Source organism: Lachnoclostridium sp. MSJ-17, assembly GCF_018918205.1.
Classification (GTDB): Bacteria; Bacillota; Clostridia; order Oscillospirales; family Acutalibacteraceae; genus Ruminococcoides.
In genome coordinates this window covers 11,422-33,944 of record NZ_JAHLQB010000014.1, presented here as the reverse complement: position 1 = coordinate 33,944, position 22,523 = coordinate 11,422, and the positions used below count along the sequence as shown (strand labels likewise).

The window sequence follows — 22,523 nt, the reverse complement described above, 5'->3', positions numbered from 1 at the left end:
AAAACAGTTTTAAAATACAGGAGGTTTTTACAATGGTTAAATTATTAATCGGTAAAAAAGGCACAGGAAAAACAAAGAAGCTCATCGCGCTCGCTAACGAGGCGGTAGCGGCTTCCTCAGGCAACGTTGTTGTAATTGAAAAGGGCTCCAAGCTCACCTACGACGTTACCCACAAGGCAAGACTTATTGACACCGAGCAGTACACAATCTACGGCTACGATATGCTTTACGGCTTCCTCAGCGGCATCTGCGCGGGCAACTACGACGTGACCGATATTCTCGTTGACTCCACCTTCAAGATCGCTCCCGAGGCTATTGCGGGTCTTGAGTCCTTCACAAAGAAGCTGCAGGAGCTCTCCGAGACCACTTCCACCAACATCACGCTCCTTATCTCCGCTGACAGCGCGGACATTCCCGAGTCGATCAACGCGGTTTGCGAGGCTGTCTGATTACCGAAAATTGAATGAATCATACGCTCCCGGGGCATTCCGGGAGCGTTTTTTCTCGCAATAGCACAGCATTATTCCAATACAGAAAATACCTCTGTGCTATGCGCCGAAAAAGCGGTAAAAATTGAAAAATCTCGTTTTTTTCGGTTGACAAAGCCCCAATCATTTTGTATAATATAAGACAGCGTTTTAATATGCGTTTATGCGGTTTGGGGTGTGTCAATGCTTTTTGAACTGAAATCCGTCTTTTTAAGCGACGGTGAAACAAAGAAATGTTCCTACGAGCTTGATATTACAAAACTCGACATCGACGGGATTTTTCCATTCACTTCTCCCGTTTCGGTCAATGCTGAGGCAACGAACCGGGCGAGTCTTGTTACCCTGACTCTCAGCTGCAAGTACGGCTTCTGCCGTCCCTGCGACCGCTGCGGCACTCCCGTTGAGGACGTTGCAGAGGTAAGCTTCTCACACCCGCTGGTGCGCGAGCTTGTTGACGAGCGCAACGACGATTATATTGAAACTCCGGATTTCACCCTCGAGCTTGACGAGGTCGTTATCTCGGACATTATCCTAAACTATCCTCAGAAATTTCTCTGTAAGGATGATTGCAAAGGCTTGTGTCCGGAGTGCGGCAAGAACCTCAACGACGGCGACTGCGGCTGCAGCAAAACGCAGGTCGATCCGAGGCTTGAGATCCTCAAACAGTTTATGGAAGATGAATAATATACAAGGAGGTCTTTGAAATGGCAGTACCTACAAGAAAAACATCACACGCAAGAAAGAGCTCAAGACGTTCAACAGTATGGAAGCTCAACGCGCCCACACTCACAACTTGCCCTAACTGCGGCGAGCTGATGGCTGCGCACAGAGCTTGCGGCAACTGCGGTATGTACAACGGCAGACAGGTTATCGTTAAGAAGGAAGCATAATCCTTTATTGAAAACGACGGGCGGCAGGAGCAATACTTCTGCTCGCCCTTTTGTCTTATACGTAGGAGTTGATAAACATGAACAAGCCTGTGATTGCAATCGTGGGCAGACCGAATGTCGGAAAATCAACGCTTTTCAATAAACTCATCGGACAGCGCGTCTCAATTGTTGACGATACCCCCGGAGTTACCCGCGACCGCATCTACGGCGAGGTCGAATGGTGCGGCAAGACTGCCATGGTAATCGACACCGGAGGCATCGAGCCCAAGAGTGACGACGTTATCTTAGAGCAGATGCGCCGTCAGGCTGAGCTCGCTATCGACACGGCGAACGCGATCATCCTTGTTACCGACTGCAAGAGCGGCATGGTCGCCACCGACGCCGATGTCGCCCAGATGCTTCAGAAGTCGGGCAAGCCTGTAGTTCTCTGCGTCAATAAATGCGACACCGTCGGCGAGCCTGATATGTCGTTCTACGAGTTCTACAACCTTGGTCTGGGCGATCCCGTTCAGGTTTCCGCGGTTCACGGCCACGGCACCGGCGATCTGCTCGACGCGGTGTATGAGCACCTGACCTTCTCCGATGAAGAGGAGGAAGGCGAGGACGCGGTAAACGTCGCGGTAATCGGCAAGCCGAACGCGGGCAAGTCCTCGCTTATCAACAAAATCACCTCGTCCGAGAGGTGCATCGTGTCCGATATCGCAGGCACTACCCGCGACTCTATCGACACGCTGATCGAGAACAGCTACGGCAGGTTCAATTTCACCGACACGGCGGGTCTGCGCAGACAGAGCCGCATTTACGACGACATCGAGAAATACAGCATTCTCCGCGCGAAGATGGCTATTGAGCGCAGCGACGTCTGCGTTATAATGATTGACGCTACGGAGGGAATCACCGAGCAGGACACCAAGGTTGCCGGACTCGCTCACGAGGCGGGCAAGGCGTGTATTCTCGCAGTCAACAAGTGGGACGCGGTCGAGAAGAACGACAAGACCATGTCCGAGTTCCAGAAGAAGCTCGACGCCGATTTTGCTTTCATGTCCTACGCTCCGCAGGTGTTTATCTCTGCAAAGACAGGACAGCGCATTGACAGGCTGTTCGAGGCTATCGTCGCGGCGAACGAAAACGCGAGTCTCAGGATCCGCACGGGTATGCTCAACGAGCTGCTCGCTCAGGCTACTACGCGCGTTCAGCCGCCGTCCGACAAGGGCAAGCGGCTCAAGATCTACTACATGACCCAGACGAGCGTAAAGCCGCCGACATTCGTGTTCTTCTGCAATAACGCGGAGCTTTTCCACTTTTCATATCAGCGTTATCTCGAAAACCGCATACGCGAGGCGTTCGGGCTTGAGGGAACGCCTGTCCGCATGATTATCCGTGAAAGGGGCGACAAGTAATGGATCCTGTCATAGAAGTTATCCAATCAACCTTCGGCGCGTACTGGTGGGTGTGGCTGCTCACCGCAGTTATCGCGTATCTTATCGGCAGCGTCAACCCCGCAGTCATCGTTACAAAAATCTGGACTAAGGGCAAGAAGGATATCCGCGATATGGGCAGCGGCAACGCGGGCTTTACGAACGTGCTGCGATCGGTCGGCAAGGTTCCCGCGATCATCACGATCGTCTGCGACGCGCTCAAATGCGTTATCGCAGTGCTTCTCGGCGGACTTCTGTTTACACTTATCGCGGGCGACAGCTCTGTTTCGCCGCAGGTAATAAACGTCGGCAAGTACCTCGCGGGAATATTCTGTATTCTCGGACACTCATTTCCGTTGTACTTCCACTTCAAGGGCGGCAAGGGCGTCGTTTCGGCGGCGGCACTTATGCTGACTGAGGATTGGCGCGTTTTCCTGATGGTTCTCGGTACGTTCCTGATTCTGTTTTTGATTTCGAAGATAATATCGCTCGGCAGCATCGCCGGAGCGGTTCTCTACGGACCCTATACATTTATCGCCACATTCGTGCTCGACAGGCTTGTCTACGGCGACAATTTGCCGAGCATCGCCTACGTGGTGATTTCCACTGTCGCCGCGCTGATCATCGGCATCTTTGTCACGATCAAGCACAAGGACAATATCGGCAGACTTATCCGCGGCGAGGAAAAGAAAATCAAAGCCAAAAAGTGATTTCAGTGATCGGCGGTCGGCTTAAACCGGCTGCCGATCATTTTTTCTCTTGATTTTTCGCTCAAATAGTAGTAAAATAATCAGTGATGTGTTAAACACTTTTATAAATAATTACAATAGGGGCGAACAAAATGAACGACTGCATTTTCTGTAAAATAATCGACGGTTCGATTCCGTCAAAAAAAGCATACGAGGACGACAAGATCCTCGCGTTCCACGACGTAAATCCGCAGGCGCCTGTGCATGTGCTCGTTGTACCTAAGGAGCATATCTGCTGTGCCGACGCGATCACCGCGGAGAATGTTGACGTTGTGGCGCATATCTTCACAAAGATTCCCGAAATCACAAAGTCGCTCGGACTTACAAACGGCTACCGCATTGTTAACAACTGCGGCGACGACGGCTGCCAGACCGTTAAGCACCTGCATTTCCACATTCTCGGCGGCAAGCAGCTCAACGGCGAAATGGCGTAAGGGGTGGATGATATGGATAAGTACAAGATGACGATAGCGGGAGTTGAACGCGAGCTCAATATGTTTCCCGTAAACGAGAAGCTCGATATCGCGGCTTTTATCATGTTCGGCGACGTCGAGGTGACAGAGAAGGCTGCCGCGGAGCTGCTCAAAATCTGTCCCGGGCACGATGTTGTTGTTTCCGCCGAGGCAAAGGGCATTCCGCTCTGTTACGAAATGGCTCGTCAGGGCTGCCGTGAATACGTTATCGCGCGCAAGAGCATCAAGGTTTATATGCGCAACTGCACCCATGTTACCGTAAACTCTATCACCACCGAGAACGCCCAGACGCTTTATCTCGGCGAGGACGACGTGAACTTCCTCAGAGGAAAGCGTGTGCTCATCGTCGACGATGTTATTTCCACCGGCGAGAGTCTTGCGGCGCTCGAACAGCTTATGGAAGCCTGCGACGTTGAGGTCGTCGGCAAGGCGTGCGTGCTTGCCGAGGGCGACGCGAAGAACAGAGACGATATCATCTTCCTCGAGCCGCTTCCGCTGTTTTTTAAGGACTGATATAACAAACTGGGGTTTGGTTCTTCCAAACCCTTGATTTTTGACGGAGAAAGGAGTGAGCGTATGCCGAATATCACCGAAGCGGACTTGAAGAAGCAAATCAAATCGCGCGATTTTTCGCCCGTGTACCTGATTTACGGAGCGGAGCAGATGTATGTGCGCAGCTACACCGAAAAGCTCGTCAAATCTATCGCGGGAAAGGCTCCGTCGGATTTCAATTTCCACCGATTTTCCGGAGAGGTCAATCTCACCGAGCTCGCGGCGGCTACATATGTCACGCCGTTTATGAGCGAGTACAACCTCGTCCTTGTCAGCGACGCGTTTTTTGACATGATGACAAAGACGGAGCTGGATACCTTCCTCGAAATCTGCACAAAGCCGGTCGAGGGCACGATTCTCGTGATTTCCATGCCGTCGAACACTCCAAAGGACAAGACTCTCTCCGCTATCGTAAAGGCTGCCGGCAAAAAGGGCGCTGTTTGCGAATTCAAGAAGCCGAACGCGATCACGCTCGAAAAATTCATCGCAAAATGGGCAAACGCGAACGGCAAGCTGATCTCACGCGCGGCGGCAAACAAGCTCGTTTCGCTCTGCGGCGACGACCTGACGCGCCTGAAAAACGAGGTCGACAAGATTTGCTCCTACTCAAGCGGCGAAGAAGTCAGCCTTGAGGATATCAGCAAGCTCGCGACCGTCAATCTCGAGAGCCGAATCTTCGACCTTTCCGACGCTGTTCTCGCGGGCAACGGAGATAAGGCGTTCCGCGTACTTGACCTCCTGTTTTATCAGAAGGAGGAGCCTATCGCGATGCTCTACACGCTCTCAAACGCATACATCGACGCCTACCGGGCGCGTGTCGCTTCGGAATGCGCCGTGATGAACAGCGAGCTCGCCAAGGATTTCGGCTACGGCAAACGCACCTTTGTCCTTGACCGGGTCAAGCGTTCCACGAACCGCGTCAGCACGGAAGCGCTGAGAAAGAGTCTCGATCTGCTTATGGACGCGGATCTGAAGCTCAAGTCCGTCCGTCTTAACGAAAGGATGTATCTCGAGCAGCTGATCGCGCAGCTTTTGCTGACCGCGAGGGAGGGAAGACGATGATCTCGCTCAGGGAAGCGGTGATCGTAGAGGGACGGTACGATAAAATCAAGCTCAGCGGCATCATCGACTCTCCGATCATCGAAACCAACGGCTTCCGAGTGTTCAAGGATTCCGAAAAGCTCAGCCTTATCCGCAGGATTGCCGCTGTCCGTGGAATCCTCATTTTTACCGACAGCGACGGCGCCGGATTTGTGATACGCAATTTTTTGAACGGAGCCGTGCCAAAGGAACAGGTGAAGCACTGCTATATTCCTCAGCTCGCGGGCAAGGAGAAGCGCAAGGCTCAGCCCGGCAAGGAAGGCTTGCTCGGAGTAGAAGGTGTGAGCGACGAGGTGATTATCGACGCCATACGCAAAAGCGGCGCCGTAATAATCGGCGAGGAACGAAATGCCCACCGTGAGATCACCAAGGCTGATTTGTACTCTCTCGGACTGACGGGAGCGGAAAACTCTGCCAAGCTGCGTCAGGCTCTGCTGAAAAATCTCGGTATGCCGTCATATCTTTCGACCAACGCGATGCTCACCGCACTGAATTGTTTATATTCTTTTGAAGAATTAAATGAACTGGTTAAAAGTATAGGGTAGCCACGGCTGCCCTTATTATTTTAGATTCGAGCTGGTGTCGTATCGCTTTTTCAGCTTTTTGAGCGCCTTTGTCTCGATTCTGCTGACGTATGAGCGCGAGATATTCATCACCGCGGCGACCTTTTTCTGAGTCATAGGTTCCCTGCCGCCGAGTCCGTAGCGCATGATTATGATCTGCCGTTCACGCCCGGTAAGCTCCTCGCGGATAAACTGCCCGAGCTTGCGGCTGTTGAGCTTTTTGTCAAGCTCGTCGAGAATGTTGTCGTCGACCGCCATAATATCCATCAGCGTCAGCGGATTACCGTCCTTGTCGGTGTCGATAGTCTCGTTGAGCGATATGTCCTGTGCGGTCTTTTTCGCGCTGCGGAAGTGCATCAGTATCTCGTTCTCAATACATCTGCTCGCGTATGAGCTCAGGCGTATGTTTTTATCGGGCTTGAAGGTGTCTATCGCCTTTATCAGCCCTATCGTGCCGATTGACACCAAATCGTCCTGCTCCGTCTGAACGCCGTAGTATTTTTTTATAATGTGCGCAACAAGCCGCAGATTGTGTTCAACGAGCTTGTTGCGCGCGTTGATGTCGCCGCCGTGCATTTTTTGAAGGTATTCGCGTTCCTGTTTTTCACTGAGCGGTTTGGGAAACGAGCCGCCGCCGCAGACATGTAAAATAAAAAAGCATACGTACTGACCGAGCATCGCGATAATATCAAACACATAACCACCTCAATAAAAAGTATTCGGACAGCTTGCGAAAAATTCTGATTTGCGGTATACTTATAGCAGACAGGGAGGATAAGGTTATGAAAAAACTGATTTCATGGAACGTAAACGGACTTCGCGCCTGTGTGACAAAGGGCTTTGAGGACTATTTTAAGGAGATTGACGCGGATATTTTCTGTCTGCAGGAAACAAAGCTGCAGGAGGGTCAGATCGATTTCGCGCCCGAGGGCTATCACTGTTACTGGAACTATGCCGAAAAGAAGGGCTATTCGGGCACGGCAATGTTCACAAAGGAGGAGCCGCTTTCGGTTCGTTACGGCATCGGAATCGAGGAGCACGACCATGAGGGCAGGGTGATTACCGCCGAATTCGCGGACTTTTTCGCCGTTACCTGCTACACTCCGAATTCTCAGAACGAGCTTCGCCGCCTTGACTACCGCATGGAGTGGGAGGACGCTTTTCTCGCATATTTAAAGGAGCTCGAAAAGACAAAGCCCGTGATTCTCTGCGGCGACCTCAACGTCGCGCATAAGGAAATCGACCTCAAAAATCCAAAGACAAACCGCAAAAACGCCGGCTTTACCGACGAGGAGCGCGAAAAGATGACCGTGCTTCTGGGCAGCGGTTTTACGGATACATACCGCTATTTCAACCCCGACAAGGAAGGAATTTACTCGTGGTGGTCGTACCGCTTCAAGGCTCGCGAGAAGAACGCGGGCTGGCGCATAGATTATTTTATTACATCTGAATCTCTCAACGACAAGCTCGTCAGCGCTGATATCCACACCGAGATATTCGGCTCCGACCATTGCCCGGTTGAACTCGTAATTGATTTATAATAAAAAACTAAAAGGGACAGCGTGTGTGCTGTCCCTGAGTTATTTCTTGCTTTTATCTGTCCTTTGTTCTCTGCGGATTTGACGGTTTTCCTTTGTCAGCGGATTGATGTCGGTGATATTTCCGCCCGCGGTTTTCAGAAAGCTCAGCAGTCTTGCGCCGATCATCGAGCGCGTCTCTGAGTCGAGCTTCGTGAAGGTTTTCAGCATGATCGGAATATCCTTAACCAGCTTGTCCGCCATGTCGTCAAAGGTATATTCCTCTGTGCTTTTCATAATATTGAATATAGCTTCGGTGAAGCCGCGGCGTTCCTGAGGCGTCATTTTCGCGGCGAACTGAGTCAGAGTGTGGTCAAAAAACGCGCTGGTTCCGTTTCTTCGGCTGAGCTCGACAAGGCTGTCGCGCTTTATTTCCCACGAGTACACGTCGTGCTGTAAAAATCCCTTCTGATTGCTCTTGATTACGGTGTAGCTTTCCTCGTGCTCAAAGAGCATTCCGAAAATCGACGACTGCGGAACGTAGGTGCGGATTTTGCCCGCGATCCTGTCAAAGCCGCTGCCTTCAAGGTGTTCAAGCTCAAACCCGGGACCGTCCATGCTGTAAATCGCCGTTATTCTGTCCTGAACCGCCTGAGATGAAAACGCCGAGACGTATACCGCAAGATTGCCGCCCTTTGAGTGACCGCCCAGACAGAATTTTCCGTCAAAGCGTTCCGTTACCCGCTCAAAATACCTCTGAGCCTCGATCTGAGATTCGACAGGGAAGGTGAAGAACATATTGAAGTCCTCCTGCCAGCCGACGAGCGTGTTGTCGGTGCCGCGGAAGGATATGAAGCGCAGACCGTTGCCGATTTCGATCACCATCGCCGAAAACTGCATCTGCCGCTCGTCGTCCACATCATTAACGTAGCCGCAGAGTTTGAGGTCTCGGTAACGCCCGCTCTCTGCGAGAGCGCTGAGCAGCCTGTCGTCTCCGTCCCAGAGAAAGGCGGGATTGCCGCCTGAAAATACACGGTCAGCCGCCTGACTGACCGTGGTGAAGGTATCAAACTTTTCGCTGACAGCGCCGTCAAACGGCAGATACGAAAGGCGCGAGAGGATAACCGCGTCAGCGTCGCAGATTCCTGTCTGTTCAAATGTCAGGTCGCCGCGCCATTCGAGATAGTCAAAAATATTATACATCGTCGTCCTCTATACTCGCCGCTTCCGCTTCGGCGGCGATATCGCTGAGCACTGATTTGTTGATTTCGGAGGTCTTTTTCTTTCCCTTTGTGTAGTACGAGAAGGGAGCTGTAAGCAGCATAGCGCCGTAGTAGGTGATGAAGCGCCATAAAAGAATAGCGGGCTTTATCTTGTTCACGCCGCCGAGCACAAAATACGCGCCGAAGTACATTGAAAACGCGAGCTCTGCGCCGCCGGACGCGCCGGGAAGCGGCACGAGGTTTGACGTAAAGAGCACAAAGCTCTGAATACACAAAAAGTCAAACAGGCTAGCGACGGGCATGTGGTGTTCAACGGCGATATTCGGCATATCGAAGGCGATATAGATGAAATACGGCACCGACATAATGCAGATGATTTGAATGAACACCAGCAGGAATATGATCAGCAGGCGTTTTTTGTTTCTCATCAGCATGCGGTTCGCGGTGTGGAACATCTTGAATTCGCGGGTCAGGCTGCGCACCTTTTTCAGCGGATCCTTGACAAAGGGCAGCGCCTTCATGATTTTATAGACAAGCCGGATGATTTTCTTTGTGAAGCTCTCGGCGAAGCAGACGATAAGGAACATCGCCGTGACCGCGAGCTGCACGACAAAGCCGACTATGATGAACGCGGACGACCAGAAGTTGGTGAAGGCGGTCTGGAAGTATCCGAACCGCACGATGACCGCGAATATGCTGAACGAGGTCGTGACGAGCTGATAGACGATGAATTTCTGCGTCAGACACGCCGAGCCGTAGCCTATGCGGATGTTTTTCTGCGAGAGGAAGTACAGCTGCATGGGCTGACCGCCTGTGTTTGAGGGCGTCACGGCGCCGAAGAACACGCCGATAAACGCGGTTTTAAGAGAATCGAGAAAGCGGAACTGCGGATACTCCGCGCGCAGATAAATCTGTGTGACAATGCCGTCAATAATCATGTTGCAGTCAAAAACAACAAGCCCCACGATCACCCAGCCCCACTTGAAGCTGTCTGGACGCTTGAGCAAATCTATCAGACCGTTCTCGGTGCAGACGAAGTTGATTATCAGCCAGATCGAAATGACGACGACCGCGACGTTGAAAATCAGTGTGCCGCTGATTTTGAAGCGTTTCTTTTTCTTGGGAATGTCGGACAAGACAATCTCTCCTAAATGCTTTGTATACTAATAATATTACAATTTTTAGCTCCGAATTGCAACAACAATCTTGTAACCATTTGGAAATTTTCTATACAATCGTATCATATACTTGTATTATTTTATAATGTATGATACAATAGGGCTAAGGTTAGGTGAACTCAATGAGCTTTTTTGATGTGGTCAATCTTTGGGGACTGCTTTTTGCGGCGGTTCTTGTCGCTCCGCATATTGTCTATGCCCGCACGCATAAGGTAAGTACGGCGGACTACTCAAACCGCGCAATGGTTTATATCGCACGCACGGGCAGATTTTTCAGCGCGTTCCTGCTGGCGTTCAACATAGGCGTGCTCGAGCGCGGCTTTCCCGAGCCGAAGGCGCTTATGGAGCGGTTCTGGCTTATTACCGCAGGCTCGCTGCTTGTTGTGTATGTTCTGCTGTGGCTGCTGTTTTTCAAAACGGGCAGCAAGGGACTCGCTCTCGCGATCGTAATAGTAACGGCGGTAACAGTGATTTTCAGCGGCATAGTCCAGGTCAAGACCCTGCTTATGACAGCCGGGATCGTATATCTCATCGGAGAGCTCTATCTGTTTTCTCAGTTTTTCAAAAAGAGGTAATCATGAATGTCTTAATGCTTCTCAAGCCAAAGGAAACCGTAAAATACATCTACGACGACAACACCCTGCGACAGGGTATGGAGAAGATGCGCGCGCACAGCTACACCGCGATCCCGGTGATCTCCGAGAGCGGGAAATACGTCGGAACAGTCAGCGAGGGCGATTTTCTCTACTATATTCTCGACAGGCGTGAACACTCGGTTCTCACAGAAGGCAAGCACTTTATCCGCGATATTATCCGTCCCGACTTTAATCCCGCCGTGAGGGTAGACGTCAGCATGGATACGCTCTTTGAGCGCGCTGAGAACCAAAACTTTGTGCCCGTGGTTGACGACTGGGGCACCTTCATCGGAATTGTCACCAGACAGGACATAATCAAATATTTTATTAATAAATAAAAAATCGGCTCCTGAAAGCCGATTTTTTTCTGTTATATACCGTTTAGTATCTTTTGCATTTCTTCCTCGGACTTGAGACCGATTGACTGGACAACCGCTCTGCCGCCCTTGAAAATCACAACCGTCGGTATAGAAAATACATTGTATTTCACCGCGAGGTCGTGACACTCATCCACGTTTACCTTGAAGAATTCAAAGTCGTCGTTCTTGCTCTCGAGTTCTTCAAGAATCGGCGAGAGCATGTGGCACGGACCGCACCAGTCGGCGTAGAAATCAACTACGACAGGGTGCTCCGCGCTGAGAACTCGTTCCTCAAAATCCTCCTCATACAATTTTTCCATTTCAAAACTCCTGTTATTTTTCAACTGCCTCCGACAGCTTCCTGTAGTACTCCGGGTATGCGCGGCGCAGTGACATCGGCTTGAAATTGCCGCGGACAAAGCAGTGCATGGTATGTCCTTCAGCGGCGGTTTCGCCGTTTTTGTTTTTAGCGGTGTAGGTGTACTCCATCTTGGTTCCGTTGAAGTAGCTCAGACGGATTTCGATGTCTATTTCCTCGCTGAACCGCACGGGAATATAGTAGCGCGCGTAGGCGTCCACATTCGGAATGATGATCCCGTCGCGCTCCATCTGCATCACGTCGCAGCCTATGCTGTGCATAAACGCGATCCTCGCTTCCTCAAAGTAGCGGATATGGTTGGAGTGGTGGACGATGCCCATCATGTCGGTTTCGTAGTAGTTCGCTTTTCTTGTATAAATAAAACTCATGCCGGCGCCTTACTTTCTGAGCAGGAGACCGTTTTTGAGATCCTCACGCGCCTGCTTCTTGATCAGATAGTGCTGCTTTTTGCCTGTCGCGGTGTGCGGAAGCTCGGTGACAAAGCGGTAGTAGCGCGGAACCTGATACTTTGAGAGGTTCGGAGACTGTGAGCAGAACTCGAGCAGCTCGGCGACGGTCAGGCTGTCGTCCGATTTGATAACGTAAGCCGCAAGACTCTCGCCGCGGGTGCTGTCGGGAACGCCGGTTACGATGCACTCGCTAACCTTCGGGTTTAGGTTGATGACCTCCTCGATTCTCGCGGGGTAGATGTTCTCGCCCTTTGAGATTATCATATCGTCCTTTCTGCCCGCTATGCTGATGTACTGCTTCTCGTCCCATGTGCCGATATCGCCTGTGTACATCCAGCCCTTGTAGAACTTTTCCTTTGTAGCCTGCTCGTTGTCAACATAGCAGTAGGTTGTCTTTGCGGGACACTTGATGATGACCTCGCCTTCCTCAACGTTGTCTGTCGCGGCAAGGTCGTCGGGCTCAGCCTTTCTGTCCTCGTAAACCTTAACGACGCGAACCTCGTCGTCGGTGCAGGAGCGGCCGGCTGTGCCGGACATCTCAGGCAAATCGAAGGGTCTGAGGAAGGTGTTCCAGAAGGTTTCGGTCGTGCCGTAGCCGTTAAAGAGGTTGTGCGAGAGAACGTTCTGGAAGCGGATGCAGGCTTCCTTCTCGAGCGGGCTGCCCATGGTGATGATGCCCTTTAGCGAGGAGATATCCTTGGGATGCTTCTCCTGCTTTGTCGCGAGCAGCGTAAGAACAGACGGTACGCCGGTAATGAAGGTGATTTTGTAGTTTTCGATATAGCGCAGCGTGACCTTGGGGTTGAAGGTACGCATGATCACGACAGCCGCGCCTGCGTAAAGGGTAGGCGTGGGGCCACCGGAATGCAGACCGCCGCGGTGGAACCACGGAGTCATATTCATCGTGATATCCGTGGGGTTGAGCGGAAAGTGCATGATAACGTCGTGAGCGGAAAGCACCTCGTTGATGTTGTTGAGCGGCACGCCCTTGGGAGTGCCTGTGGTGCCTGAGGTCTGCAGGCGCACGATCTCGTCGTAAATATGCGGAGCAAAGTCAACGGGCGGATCGGTTTCAGGGCTGTCCTTTACATAGTCCTCGTAAAGAATGTGACCCTCGGGAACGGTAAATTCTTTTACAGAATTATTAACCGCAATGACGACCTCGGGCTTGTGCTTGCTCAGCTTGAGCGCTCTGACGGCTGTCTGCGCGATTTCCGCGTCATAGAGGTAAACCTTCGGCTTGTTGTGGCTGATGATTTCGGCAGTCTCGCCGGGTGAGAAGTTGAAGTTCGCGGGGTTGCTTATCGCGCCGATTTTCTGGGACGCGATGTATGTGAATAGAAATTCGGGCGAGTTGAAAAGCTGCATGAAAATCACGTCGCTTTTATTAACGCCGTCATTTTTCAGAGCGTTCGCGAAGCGGTTCGCTTCAATGTTGAGCTGCTCGTAATTCCACTCTCTCTTGCCTGCGGGGTCGATTGCCGCGGTACGGTAACCGAAGCGGCGAACGTTGCGCATAAAGCCGTTGAGCCATGTGAACTCGCTCTCAAAGGTTTCCCGGAACATCGAAATATCGTATGTATAAGCCATAATTACCTCCATAGTTTTCGCCGGAGAATGGGGCTGTTTATCCCTCGTATTTTCCGACAATAATACTTGAATTCTGACCGCCGAAGCCGAAGGCGTTGGACATCGCGTAACGGATATCGGCTTTCTTTGCGGTGTTGGGAACGAAGTCGATTCCCTCGCATTCGGGGTCGATTTCGTTCAAGTTTATAGTGGGCGGAATAACGCCCGTCTCAATCGCCTTGACGCAGGCGATGGTCTCTGTAATGCCGCCGGCACCCATCATGTGACCTGTCGCGCCCTTGGTGGAGCTGACATAGGGGAGCTTGTCGCCGAAAACGCTCTTTATAGCGCCTGTCTCAACGGTGTCGCCCTTGTTTGTGGCGGTGCCGTGAGCGTTGACGTAGCCGATTTCGGAAGCGTCGATTTCCGCGTCGGCGAGAGCCTGCTTCATGCACGCGATGGCTCCTCTGCCCTCGGGGTGAGGTGCGGTTACGTGGTGAGCGTCGCAGGTGTTGCCGCAGCCCTTGATCTCGCCGTAAATTTTGGCTCCTCTCGCGAGGGCGTGTTCCTCTGTTTCGAGAACGAGAGCGCCGCCGCCTTCGCCGATAACAAAGCCGTCGCGGGTAACGTCAAACGGTCTGCTCGCGGTCTTTGGGTCGTCATTTCTGCGTGAGAGCGCCTTGGCGTTCGCGAGGGAGTAGATAACGAGGGGGCAGAGCACGCTCTCGGCTCCGACTGCGAGCATAACGTCAGCCTTGCCTGCCTGCATGCACATACATGCGGTGTTGATAGCGTCGCCGCCCGACGAGCAGGCGGTGCTCACTGTGAAGCTCGGTCCCTGAATGTTGTAATCGATCGCGATATTAGCCGCGGCGATGTTGCCGAGGATCTTCGGGATAAAGCGGGGACCTACCTTCTTGTGTGAGGCGCCGGAAAGCGCGTCCTGCGTGAAGGCGGTGGTCGCTACGCCGCTCATGGCGGTGCCCATAATGATGCCTGTTCTCTCAGGCTCAATCTCTATGCCGCTCTGCTTGATCGCTTCCTCGGCGGCGACGTAAGCGTACTGCATAAAGGGGTCGGTTTTTCTGATCAAATCCTTGGCGAGATAATCGGACGGGTTGAAGTTCTTGACCTCGCCCGCGATCTGTACCGCCAGCTCGGAGGGGTCGAAGGTCTTGATTGTGTCAATACCCGACTTGCCCTCGGTGATATTCTTCCAATACTCGTCGACGCCGATACCCACGGGTGTTACGGCGCCCATGCCTGTGATCACAATTTTTTTCATATCAATCATAACTCCTTACAAACCGGACAACGGGGTGAATTCGGTCCCGTTGTCAAAAAATAGCTATTTACTTTTTGCATGCCGTTATGCTATATTAAGATTATAGCAGACATTTTCTGTTTGCACAACCGTCCCGACAATGCAAAATAATTATTTTTCGAATAATGTTATGCGGAAACTGCATAATAGAATCATAGGAAGGTTTTTATGGATATCAATCAGCTTGTATATTTTATTTCAGTCGCACAGACGCTCAATTTTTCCGAGGCGGCAAGGCGCAATTATGTCTCACAGTCAACGGTGAGCCGCCACGTCAGCGATCTGGAAAAGGAGCTGGGCGTACAGCTTTTCTCGCGCACACGCCGCGAGGTATTTATCACTAACGAAGGAAAAACGCTTCTTCCTTACGCGATAGAAATGGTCAGCACCTTCAACAAGGCGCGCACGGTCATAAAGGAGATGCACGACGGCGGCAAGGGCAAAATCACTATCGGCTGCGACGTCACATCAATGAGCTTTCCGTCGAAATGCCTGTCTGACTTCGGCAAGCGCTACCCGGGTATAAGCATAGAGCTGTGCAGGCTAGACGCGTCCGACAGGGCACAGGCGATTACGGGCGGCGGCTATGATTTCTGCTTCATGCCGCGCGACATGGTGCCAGAGAGCTCTGGAATCGAAACCGTGATCACCCACCGCGAGCCGCTTGTGATTGTCGCTCCTCACAAGAACCGGTTCAGAGGAAAAAGTATAAGCCTGTCCGAGCTAGCCGACGAGAGGCTTGTGCTGCTCTCGGAATCCTCCGCGCCGATATTGTTTATGGAGGTAATGGATCTGCTGCGAACCTTCCACCTCTCGCCCCGAACCGACAGCTCATACGACGACCTCGCTTCATTGTATATGGCGGTCTCCGCCGGAATGGGTTTGTCGGTGCTGCCGAAGTCGCTCTCGGAATTTGCTTCATCAGCGCAGACCTCGGTCTACTCGGTCGAGGACGCCGACACCGCCGTAGCTTACGTCATGGCATGGGCAAGAGATATATCAAACCCGGTAGCGCGGCTGTTTATCGATACCGTCCGCAAGTATGCCGAGGGTGAGGACGATATATATGACTTGTAATTATTTAAAATGCTGTTCTCCGCGCCGACGGAGGGCGGCATTTTTCATAACCGTATCTGTCCGTGCTTTTTGCCAGTTTAAATGCATAAAAACAGCCGAGGTTTATTTAAGACCGAAAAAAAGAAATAATTATTGCGAAACACAATCCTTTGTGGTATAATGTATTGGAATGTAATCTATAATGTGTCATTATGCCATTTTATCGGAGGTAATATTTTGGTTGTTTTCGGAATCGACCCGGGGTACGCGATCATCGGCTGGGGCGCTATCAGCTTTCAGTCCAACACATACCGCGCAATCGGCTACGGCTCTGTTGAAACCGAGGCGCATACCGACTTCAACGCGAGGCTCGAGTATATTTACGACGAGCTGTACTCAATTCTGAGCCGCTGCCGTCCCGACGCGCTCTCGATCGAGCGGCTTTATTTCCAGACCAACCAAAAGACCGCGATAAAGGTCGCGCAGGCGAGAGGAGTAACGCTGCTCGCGGCTCAGAAGCTGAAGATACCGATTTTTGAGTACACTCCGCTTCAGGTCAAGACCGCAGTCACAGGCTACGGAAAGGCTCAGAAGCCGCAGGTCATGGAGATGACAAGACGCCTTCTGAACCTCGACGAAATGCCAAAGCCCGACGATACCGCCGACGCTCTGGCGATCGCTATCTGCCACGCTCAGGCGGCGGGTTCGGAGCTGAGAAGGGCGATGTATCAGCGCGGAACCCATTACCAATAAACCGCGCCCGGAAGGAAGATAAATATGATATATTCAGTCAGAGGAAAGCTGGTTCACACCACGCCGTCGGGTGCAGTCGTAGAGTGCGCGGGCGTGGGGTATTATTGCCAGACGACTGTTAATACATTAAAACAGATAAAAATCGGCGCTGAGGTCACGCTCTACACCTACCTCAACGTGCGCGAGGACACCATGGAGCTTTTCGGCTTCGCGACGGTTACGGAGCTTGAGACCTTCAAGACTCTCATAAGCGTCAGCGGCGTAGGACCCAAGGCGGGACTTGCGATACTTTCGGTTCTCAGCCCCGAGCAGGTCGCGATGGCGATTGCGACCGACGACGTAAAGACAATAACTCTCGCGCCGGGCATAGGCAAAAAAATCGCCCAGCGCATTATACTTGAATTGAAGGACAAGCTCGCTAAGGCGGCTGTTTCCGGCCCGGACTTTTCAGCCGTTACAGGCGGCGCGGCGGCAGCTGCTTCGGGCAACGTGCCGAAGGCGTTGGAAGCTCTCGGCGTTCTGGGATATTCTCCCGCCGAGGTATCGCCTGTTCTCGCGACCTTCGACAGCTCGCTCCCGGTCGAGCAGCTGATAGCCATGACGTTAAGACAGATGGGAAGACAGTAAATGAGCAACACGCATTTTTCTGATGATTTCGATTTTGAAAACAGAATAATGGAGCCGACGGAGCTTCCCGAGGACGCCGCCGAGGGCGACAATCCTCTCCGTCCGAAAAATCTCGATGAGTACATCGGTCAGGAGAAGGCAAAGGAAAACCTCCGCGTATATATCGAGGCGGCGAAAATCCGCCATGAAACCCTCGACCACGTACTCCTTTACGGCCCTCCGGGACTGGGTAAAACCACTCTCGCAGGAATTATCGCAAACGAGCTGGGCGTGAATATCCGCATCACCTCGGGTCCCGCGATCGAAAAGCCGGGAGATCTCGCGGCGCTGCTGACAAATCTCAACGAGGGCGACGTGCTCTTTATCGACGAGATACACCGCCTGAGCCGCGCGGTCGAGGAGATTCTTTACCCGTCAATGGAGGACTTCGCGATCGATATCATCACGGGCAAGGGTCAGATGGCGGCTTCGTATCATCTGCCGCTGCCGCGGTTTACTCTTGTCGGCGCGACAACGAGAGCGGGTCAGCTTACGGCTCCGCTCAGAGACCGATTCGGCGTCTTGCTCCGGCTTGAGCTGTACACCCCCGAGGAGCTTGCCCAAATCGTAATGAGAAGCGCGGGTATCCTCGGCATCAAGACAGACTACGAGGGCGCGATCGAAATCGCCTCGCGTTCACGCGGCACACCGCGAATCGCCAACAGGATGCTCAAGCGCGTCCGCGATTTCGCTCAGGTCATGTCGGACGGAATTATCACCCTTGACACGGCGCGCACCGCTCTTGACAGGCTCGAGATCGATGAGCTCGGACTTGACCGCAATGACAGGCGCATGCTCGAGGCGATTATCCGTTTTTACAACGGAGGTCCCGTCGGCGTCGAAACCCTCGCCGCTGCGATAGGCGAGGAGGCAGTCACTATAGAGGACGTCTACGAGCCGTACCTGATGCAGATCGGATTTCTGAGCCGTACTCCGCGCGGACGGTGCATCACCGCGGAGGGCTGCCGTCACCTCGGCTACGACTTCCCCAAGGGAGCCGTGCAGGGAGCTGTCACGCAGCCGAGCCTGTTTGATAACAACAATTAAGGAGAGCTTATGCGATTATCCGATAACTGGAAGGATTACGAGCTTATTGATACCTCCGACGGAGAGCGCCTTGAGCGCTGGGGCGATATCATTCTTATCCGTCCCGACCCGCAGATAATCTGGTCTACGGGCAGGAAGAACCCGCTCTGGAGAAACGCCCACGCGCGTTACCACCGCTCGAATAAGGGCGGAGGTCACTGGGAAACCTACCGTAAGGTGCCCGACCGCTGGACGATAAACTACGATCAGCTCGTTTTCAATATAAAGCCCATGGGCTTCAAGCATACGGGAGTATTTCCCGAACAGGCGGTGAACTGGGATTTTGCCGCCGGAAAAATACGGAATGAAAACAGACCGCTCAAGGTGCTCAACCTTTTCGGTTACACGGGTTGCGCCACTCTGTCCTGCATGAAGGCGGGAGCTATGGTGTGCCACGTAGACGCCTCAAAGGGAATGGTGCAGTGGGCGAGGGAAAACGCCCAATCGAGCGGCATCGCGGACTTGCCGGTGCGTTGGCTGGTTGACGACTGCGTAAAGTTTGTGCAGCGTGAAATCCGCCGCGGCAACCGCTATGACGGAATAATCATGGATCCGCCGTCCTACGGACGAGGACCCGGCGGCGAGGTATGGAAGCTCGAGGAACAGCTTTTTCCGCTTGTCGATCTGTGCCGTCAGGTATTGAGCGACGACCCCGTATTTTTCATTCTCAATTCCTACACAACAGGACTGTCGCCCGCCGTAATGGAATACCTCCTCGGCGTTCAGCTCAGACAGAGCTTCGGCGGCAGCGTTTCAAGCGACGAAATCGGACTAAGGGTGACCGACACGGGACTTGTATTACCGTGCGGTTCAACCGCTATCTGGGAGAAATAATATGTTCATATCAATCGAAAACGTGTTTTTCTCATATGACAGCGTCGAGGACGGCAAGCCCGTCAAAAACGCCGTGGACGGCGTATCTCTCACCGTTGAACAGGGTGAGTTCGTGGCTGTCATAGGACACAACGGCTGCGGCAAGTCAACACTTGCCAAGCATCTCAACGCAATGCTATTGCCGGACAGCGGCAAGGTGTATGTCGACGGAGACGATACAGCCGACGAGAACAAGACATGGGATATCCGCGGAAAGGTCGGATTGGTGCTCCAGAATCCCGATAATCAGCTCGTAGCGAGCATTGTCGAGGAGGACGTGGCGTTCGGTCCCGAAAATCTCGGAGTCCCGCCAAAGGAAATCCGCGAGAGGGTGGACAACGCGCTCAAGGCGGTCGGTATGTACGAGTACCGTATGCACGCGCCGTACAAGCTCTCGGGCGGACAGAAGCAGCGTGTCGCTATCGCGGGCATTCTGGCTATCCAGCCGCAGTGTATTGTGCTCGACGAGCCGACAGCAATGCTCGACCCGAGCGGCAGGGAAGAGGTAATGTCTACCCTTGTCCGTCTCAACAAAGAGCTGGGCATCACCGTTGTGCTTATCACGCACTACATGGACGAGGCCGTCCGCGCAGGCAGGGTCGTCGTTATGGACAGCGGCAGGGTGCTCACTCAGGGAACCCCCGGAGAGGTTTTCTCGCAGGTTGAGCTGCTTAAAAAACACAGACTTGACGTGCCGCAGGCGGCGGAGCTCGCGTTCCGCTTAAAGGGCTGCGGCGTTGATATAGAGCACATTCCCCTCGACGAGGAGGAGTGCGCGAAGATGCTCCTGGAGGTGATGAAATGAGTCACATTCTTGAGCTTAAAAACCTGAGCTTTGTCTACGGTCAGGGTACTCCCTTTGAAAAAAAGGCGGTGGACGATCTCAGCGCGACTATAGAAAAGGGCGAATTCATCGGAATCATCGGCCACACCGGCTCGGGCAAATCCACACTTGTGCAGATGCTCAACGGTCTGATGAAGCCCACAGGCGGACAGGTTCTGCTCGACGGCAGAGATATCTGGAGCGAGCCGAAGAAAATCCGCGAAATCCGCTTCCGCGTAGGAATGGTCTTTCAGTATCCGGAGTACCAGCTTTTTGAGGACACGGTGTACAAGGACATAGCCTTCGGCGCGAAGAACAAGGGTCTTGAGGGCGACGCTCTCGACAAGGCAGTCCGCAAAGCCGCGGAGTTTACCGGACTCAAGGCGGAGCTGCTCGACAAGTCGCCGTTTGATTTATCCGGCGGTGAGAAGCGCAGAGCCGCGATAGCGGGCGTAATGGCTATGGAGCCGGAGGTGCTTATCCTCGACGAGCCCACCGCGGGACTAGACCCGATGGGCAGGGAAATACTGCTCAGTCAGATAGTAAATTACCACAGAGAGAGGGGTATCACCGTACTGCTTGTTTCGCACAGCATGGAGGATATCGCCCGTGTAGCCGACAGGATAATGGTGATGAGCCACGGCTCTCTGCATGATTTTGACAAGACAAAGAATGTGTTCGCCAAGGGCGATGAGCTGAGCAGGATAGGGCTCAAGGTGCCGCAGATCACGCGTATCATGCAGCTTTTACGTGAGAGCGGAGCTGATGTTCCCGACGGCGTTCTCACTGTTGACGAAGCCCTCGAGGTGCTTTCCTCACTTCTGAAAAAGGAGGGTAAGCTATGGTAAGAGACGTTGCCTTCGGACAGTATTTTCCGGGAAAAAGTCTTATGCACAGGCTTGACCCGCGGGCAAAGCTTATTTGCTTTATCGCGTTCGTAGTATTGATTTTCTTCACCTTCAACTACGCAGCGCTCGGCTTAGTCGCCGCGTTCACCGTATTTATGATATCGATGAGCGGCGTATCGCCGAAATTTTACTTCAAGAGTCTCAAGGTGATTCTTTTCGTGGTGCTCATCACCTCGGTGCTGAACCTCTTTTACGGCTCAGGCGACCCGATATGGCAGTGGTGGATCCTGCGCGTGACGTGGAACGGCATACACCGTGCGGTGTTTGTCACGGTGAGGATCATCTGTCTGATTCTCGCGAGCTCCTGCCTGACGTTCACGACCTCGCCAACTGAGCTGACTGACGCCATGGAGCGGCTGATGAAGCCGCTTTCCAAGATTCATTTTCCGGTACACGAGATCGCGATGATGATGTCGCTGGCGCTGAGATTTGTGCCGACCCTTCTCGAGGAGACCGACAAAATCATGCAGGCGCAGAAGGCGAGAGGCGCAGATCTGGAGTCCGGCGGATTTTTCAAGCGCGTTAAGGCGCTGATCCCGATTCTGATTCCGCTCTTTGTGTCGGCGTTCAGACGAGCCTACGACATCGCGACCGCAATGGAGTGCCGCTGTTACCGCGGCGGAAGCGGACGCACAAGAATGAAGATCCTGCGCATGCGCGCCAAGGATATACTTTCAATGATAACTACCGCAGCCTTGATCGGCGGAGTGATTGTATGCAACATTTTTCTGACGAGCGTGATTTAAGAAATCTGCTTCTCACAATTTCATACGACGGCAGGCAGTTCCACGGCTGGCAGATACAGCAGAACGCCTACACGGTTCAGGAGGCGTTCCAGACGGCGCTGACAAAGATCATCGGCGAAGGCTTCGACCTAAAGGGCTGCAGCCGCACCGATACGGGCGTCCACGCAAATATGTACTGCATAAGCCTGAAAACTGCGCATCCGATTCCTCCCGAACGGCTCAAGGCGGCTCTGAACCGTTGGCTTCCTCTGTCGGTAGCGGTGAACGATTGCCGCGAGGTCGACGATGATTTTCACGCGAGATACAGCTGCAAAAGCAAGGAATACATCTACAAGATATGGAACAGCGAGGTGCGTTCTCCGTTTCTTGAGGGCTACGCGCTTCACTACCGCTATCATCTCGATGAAAAGCTTCTCAACGAGGCGGCTCAGGCGTATGTCGGAAAGCACGACTTCACCTCGTTCTGTACCCTCGACAACCGCGAGCAGGGCGATCTGACCCGCACGGTCAAGTCCTTCTCAGTTACCCGGGAGGGCGATATGGTAATAATGAGGGTCGAAGCCGACGGCTTCCTCTACAATATGGTAAGAATAATGGTGGGAACGCTGCTCAGGGTAGCGCAGGGAAAAATCCCGCCCGGCAATATTCCCGAAATAATAGAAAGCCGCAGCCGATCCTGTGCGGGACCTACCGCTCAGGCGTGCGGACTGTATTTGAATAAGGTCAATTATTGACAGGAGTTCAA

28 protein-coding genes are annotated in these 22,523 nt (G+C 52.9%); 21 read left to right on the top strand and 7 right to left on the bottom strand.

The genetic code is table 11. The features are described 5' to 3' along the window. Nucleotides 1-32 precede the first annotated feature (32 nt). The 9 genes from KQI64_RS00875 to KQI64_RS00835 all read left to right on the top strand — a co-directional run bounded on the left by KQI64_RS00875 (nucleotide 33) and on the right by KQI64_RS00835 (nucleotide 6,216). On the top strand, nucleotides 33-449 hold the full coding sequence (locus KQI64_RS00875) for a hypothetical protein (protein WP_216522890.1): 417 nt from the start codon (nucleotides 33-35) through the stop codon (nucleotides 447-449). A 222-nt stretch (nucleotides 450-671) separates the two neighbouring features. Next, nucleotides 672-1,172, top strand: a complete 501-nt coding sequence (locus KQI64_RS00870) for a YceD family protein (protein ID WP_216522889.1) — start codon at nucleotides 672-674, stop codon at nucleotides 1,170-1,172. 20 nt (nucleotides 1,173-1,192) lie between these two features. Beyond that, a complete protein-coding gene (gene rpmF, locus KQI64_RS00865; protein ID WP_216522888.1) occupies nucleotides 1,193-1,378 on the top strand; it encodes a 50S ribosomal protein L32 in 186 nt (61 codons plus the stop codon). A gap of 77 nt (nucleotides 1,379-1,455) precedes the next feature. Continuing rightward, nucleotides 1,456-2,778: a ribosome biogenesis GTPase Der gene (der, locus tag KQI64_RS00860; RefSeq protein WP_216522887.1), complete on the top strand. Its 1,323-nt coding sequence runs from the start codon at nucleotides 1,456-1,458 to the stop codon at nucleotides 2,776-2,778. After that, the gene (gene plsY, locus KQI64_RS00855; RefSeq protein WP_216522886.1) at nucleotides 2,778-3,506 is read left to right on the top strand and encodes a glycerol-3-phosphate 1-O-acyltransferase PlsY; all 729 of its coding nucleotides are present in this window, start codon (nucleotides 2,778-2,780) and stop codon (nucleotides 3,504-3,506) included. The genes der and plsY overlap by 1 nt, the downstream gene beginning before the upstream one ends. Before the next feature lie 131 nt (nucleotides 3,507-3,637). Beyond that, nucleotides 3,638-3,979: a histidine triad nucleotide-binding protein gene (locus tag KQI64_RS00850; protein WP_216522885.1), complete on the top strand. Its 342-nt coding sequence runs from the start codon at nucleotides 3,638-3,640 to the stop codon at nucleotides 3,977-3,979. 12 nt (nucleotides 3,980-3,991) lie between these two features. Then, entirely contained in the window at nucleotides 3,992-4,531 is a 540-nt protein-coding gene (locus KQI64_RS00845; protein ID WP_216522884.1) for a phosphoribosyltransferase family protein, read from the top strand. Nucleotides 4,532-4,594: 63 nt separating this feature from the next. Further along, on the top strand, nucleotides 4,595-5,632 hold the full coding sequence (gene holA / locus KQI64_RS00840) for a DNA polymerase III subunit delta (RefSeq protein WP_216522883.1): 1,038 nt from the start codon (nucleotides 4,595-4,597) through the stop codon (nucleotides 5,630-5,632). Continuing rightward, on the top strand, nucleotides 5,629-6,216 hold the full coding sequence (locus KQI64_RS00835; protein WP_216522882.1) for a toprim domain-containing protein: 588 nt from the start codon (nucleotides 5,629-5,631) through the stop codon (nucleotides 6,214-6,216). Before holA ends, KQI64_RS00835 begins: the two co-directional genes overlap by 4 nt. A gap of 15 nt (nucleotides 6,217-6,231) precedes the next feature. Here KQI64_RS00835 and sigK read toward each other — a convergent pair whose 3' ends face one another. Continuing rightward, the gene (gene sigK, locus KQI64_RS00830) at nucleotides 6,232-6,930 is read right to left on the bottom strand and encodes an RNA polymerase sporulation sigma factor SigK (protein ID WP_330622905.1); all 699 of its coding nucleotides are present in this window, start codon (nucleotides 6,928-6,930) and stop codon (nucleotides 6,232-6,234) included. Between the two features lie 86 nt (nucleotides 6,931-7,016). On the opposite strand from sigK, the gene KQI64_RS00825 reads away from it, so the two are divergent. Further along, nucleotides 7,017-7,775, top strand: coding sequence for an exodeoxyribonuclease III (locus KQI64_RS00825; RefSeq protein WP_216522881.1), 759 nt, complete (start codon nucleotides 7,017-7,019; stop codon nucleotides 7,773-7,775). Between the two features lie 39 nt (nucleotides 7,776-7,814). Here KQI64_RS00825 and KQI64_RS00820 read toward each other — a convergent pair whose 3' ends face one another. Then, nucleotides 7,815-8,954, bottom strand: coding sequence for a DUF2974 domain-containing protein (locus KQI64_RS00820; RefSeq protein WP_216522880.1), 1,140 nt, complete (start codon nucleotides 8,952-8,954; stop codon nucleotides 7,815-7,817). Continuing rightward, entirely contained in the window at nucleotides 8,947-10,110 is a 1,164-nt protein-coding gene (locus tag KQI64_RS00815; protein ID WP_216522879.1) for a lysylphosphatidylglycerol synthase transmembrane domain-containing protein, read from the bottom strand. The genes KQI64_RS00820 and KQI64_RS00815 overlap by 8 nt, the downstream gene beginning before the upstream one ends. Nucleotides 10,111-10,274: 164 nt before the next feature. On the opposite strand from KQI64_RS00815, the gene KQI64_RS00810 reads away from it, so the two are divergent. Together KQI64_RS00810 and KQI64_RS00805 are read left to right on the top strand one after the other, a co-directional pair. Next, a complete protein-coding gene (locus tag KQI64_RS00810; RefSeq protein ID WP_216522878.1) occupies nucleotides 10,275-10,727 on the top strand; it encodes a hypothetical protein in 453 nt (150 codons plus the stop codon). Nucleotides 10,728-10,729: 2 nt separating this feature from the next. Continuing rightward, nucleotides 10,730-11,125, top strand: a complete 396-nt coding sequence (locus KQI64_RS00805) for a CBS domain-containing protein (RefSeq protein WP_216522877.1) — start codon at nucleotides 10,730-10,732, stop codon at nucleotides 11,123-11,125. A gap of 32 nt (nucleotides 11,126-11,157) precedes the next feature. Here KQI64_RS00805 and trxA read toward each other — a convergent pair whose 3' ends face one another. Genes trxA through fabF form a run of 4 tightly spaced genes read right to left on the bottom strand, consistent with a single transcriptional unit; the run spans nucleotide 11,158 to nucleotide 14,828 of the window. After that, nucleotides 11,158-11,466 (bottom strand): thioredoxin, encoded by a 309-nt coding sequence (gene trxA / locus KQI64_RS00800; protein WP_216522876.1) that lies wholly within the window; start codon nucleotides 11,464-11,466, stop codon nucleotides 11,158-11,160. A gap of 13 nt (nucleotides 11,467-11,479) precedes the next feature. Beyond that, a complete protein-coding gene (locus tag KQI64_RS00795) occupies nucleotides 11,480-11,893 on the bottom strand; it encodes an acyl-CoA thioesterase (protein ID WP_216522875.1) in 414 nt (137 codons plus the stop codon). Nucleotides 11,894-11,902: 9 nt separating this feature from the next. Next, nucleotides 11,903-13,564 (bottom strand): class I adenylate-forming enzyme family protein, encoded by a 1,662-nt coding sequence (locus tag KQI64_RS00790; protein ID WP_216522874.1) that lies wholly within the window; start codon nucleotides 13,562-13,564, stop codon nucleotides 11,903-11,905. Between the two features lie 37 nt (nucleotides 13,565-13,601). Beyond that, the gene (fabF, locus tag KQI64_RS00785; protein WP_216522873.1) at nucleotides 13,602-14,828 is read right to left on the bottom strand and encodes a beta-ketoacyl-ACP synthase II; all 1,227 of its coding nucleotides are present in this window, start codon (nucleotides 14,826-14,828) and stop codon (nucleotides 13,602-13,604) included. A 207-nt stretch (nucleotides 14,829-15,035) separates the two neighbouring features. Here fabF and KQI64_RS00780 point away from each other — a divergent pair, with 207 nt between their 5' ends. From KQI64_RS00780 to truA, 9 genes are all read left to right on the top strand, one after another. Further along, entirely contained in the window at nucleotides 15,036-15,944 is a 909-nt protein-coding gene (locus KQI64_RS00780; RefSeq protein WP_216522872.1) for a LysR family transcriptional regulator, read from the top strand. 216 nt (nucleotides 15,945-16,160) lie between these two features. Continuing rightward, nucleotides 16,161-16,676: a crossover junction endodeoxyribonuclease RuvC gene (gene ruvC, locus KQI64_RS00775; protein ID WP_216522871.1), complete on the top strand. Its 516-nt coding sequence runs from the start codon at nucleotides 16,161-16,163 to the stop codon at nucleotides 16,674-16,676. 24 nt (nucleotides 16,677-16,700) lie between these two features. Continuing rightward, nucleotides 16,701-17,303, top strand: coding sequence for a Holliday junction branch migration protein RuvA (gene ruvA, locus KQI64_RS00770; RefSeq protein ID WP_216522870.1), 603 nt, complete (start codon nucleotides 16,701-16,703; stop codon nucleotides 17,301-17,303). Further along, entirely contained in the window at nucleotides 17,304-18,389 is a 1,086-nt protein-coding gene (ruvB, locus tag KQI64_RS00765) for a Holliday junction branch migration DNA helicase RuvB (RefSeq protein WP_216522869.1), read from the top strand. A gap of 9 nt (nucleotides 18,390-18,398) precedes the next feature. Further along, the gene (locus KQI64_RS00760; RefSeq protein WP_216522868.1) at nucleotides 18,399-19,262 is read left to right on the top strand and encodes a class I SAM-dependent methyltransferase; all 864 of its coding nucleotides are present in this window, start codon (nucleotides 18,399-18,401) and stop codon (nucleotides 19,260-19,262) included. Between the two features lies 1 nt (nucleotide 19,263). Continuing rightward, the gene (locus KQI64_RS00755; protein ID WP_216522867.1) at nucleotides 19,264-20,106 is read left to right on the top strand and encodes an energy-coupling factor transporter ATPase; all 843 of its coding nucleotides are present in this window, start codon (nucleotides 19,264-19,266) and stop codon (nucleotides 20,104-20,106) included. Continuing rightward, nucleotides 20,103-20,972: an energy-coupling factor transporter ATPase gene (locus KQI64_RS00750; protein ID WP_216522866.1), complete on the top strand. Its 870-nt coding sequence runs from the start codon at nucleotides 20,103-20,105 to the stop codon at nucleotides 20,970-20,972. Before KQI64_RS00755 ends, KQI64_RS00750 begins: the two co-directional genes overlap by 4 nt. Beyond that, nucleotides 20,966-21,778, top strand: a complete 813-nt coding sequence (locus KQI64_RS00745; RefSeq protein ID WP_216522865.1) for an energy-coupling factor transporter transmembrane component T family protein — start codon at nucleotides 20,966-20,968, stop codon at nucleotides 21,776-21,778. Before KQI64_RS00750 ends, KQI64_RS00745 begins: the two co-directional genes overlap by 7 nt. Beyond that, nucleotides 21,748-22,512 carry a tRNA pseudouridine(38-40) synthase TruA gene (gene truA, locus KQI64_RS00740; protein ID WP_216522864.1) on the top strand — a complete coding sequence of 255 codons (765 nt, stop codon included), beginning with the start codon at nucleotides 21,748-21,750 and terminating at the stop codon, nucleotides 22,510-22,512. Before KQI64_RS00745 ends, truA begins: the two co-directional genes overlap by 31 nt. The last annotated feature ends 11 nt before the right edge of the window (nucleotides 22,513-22,523 follow it).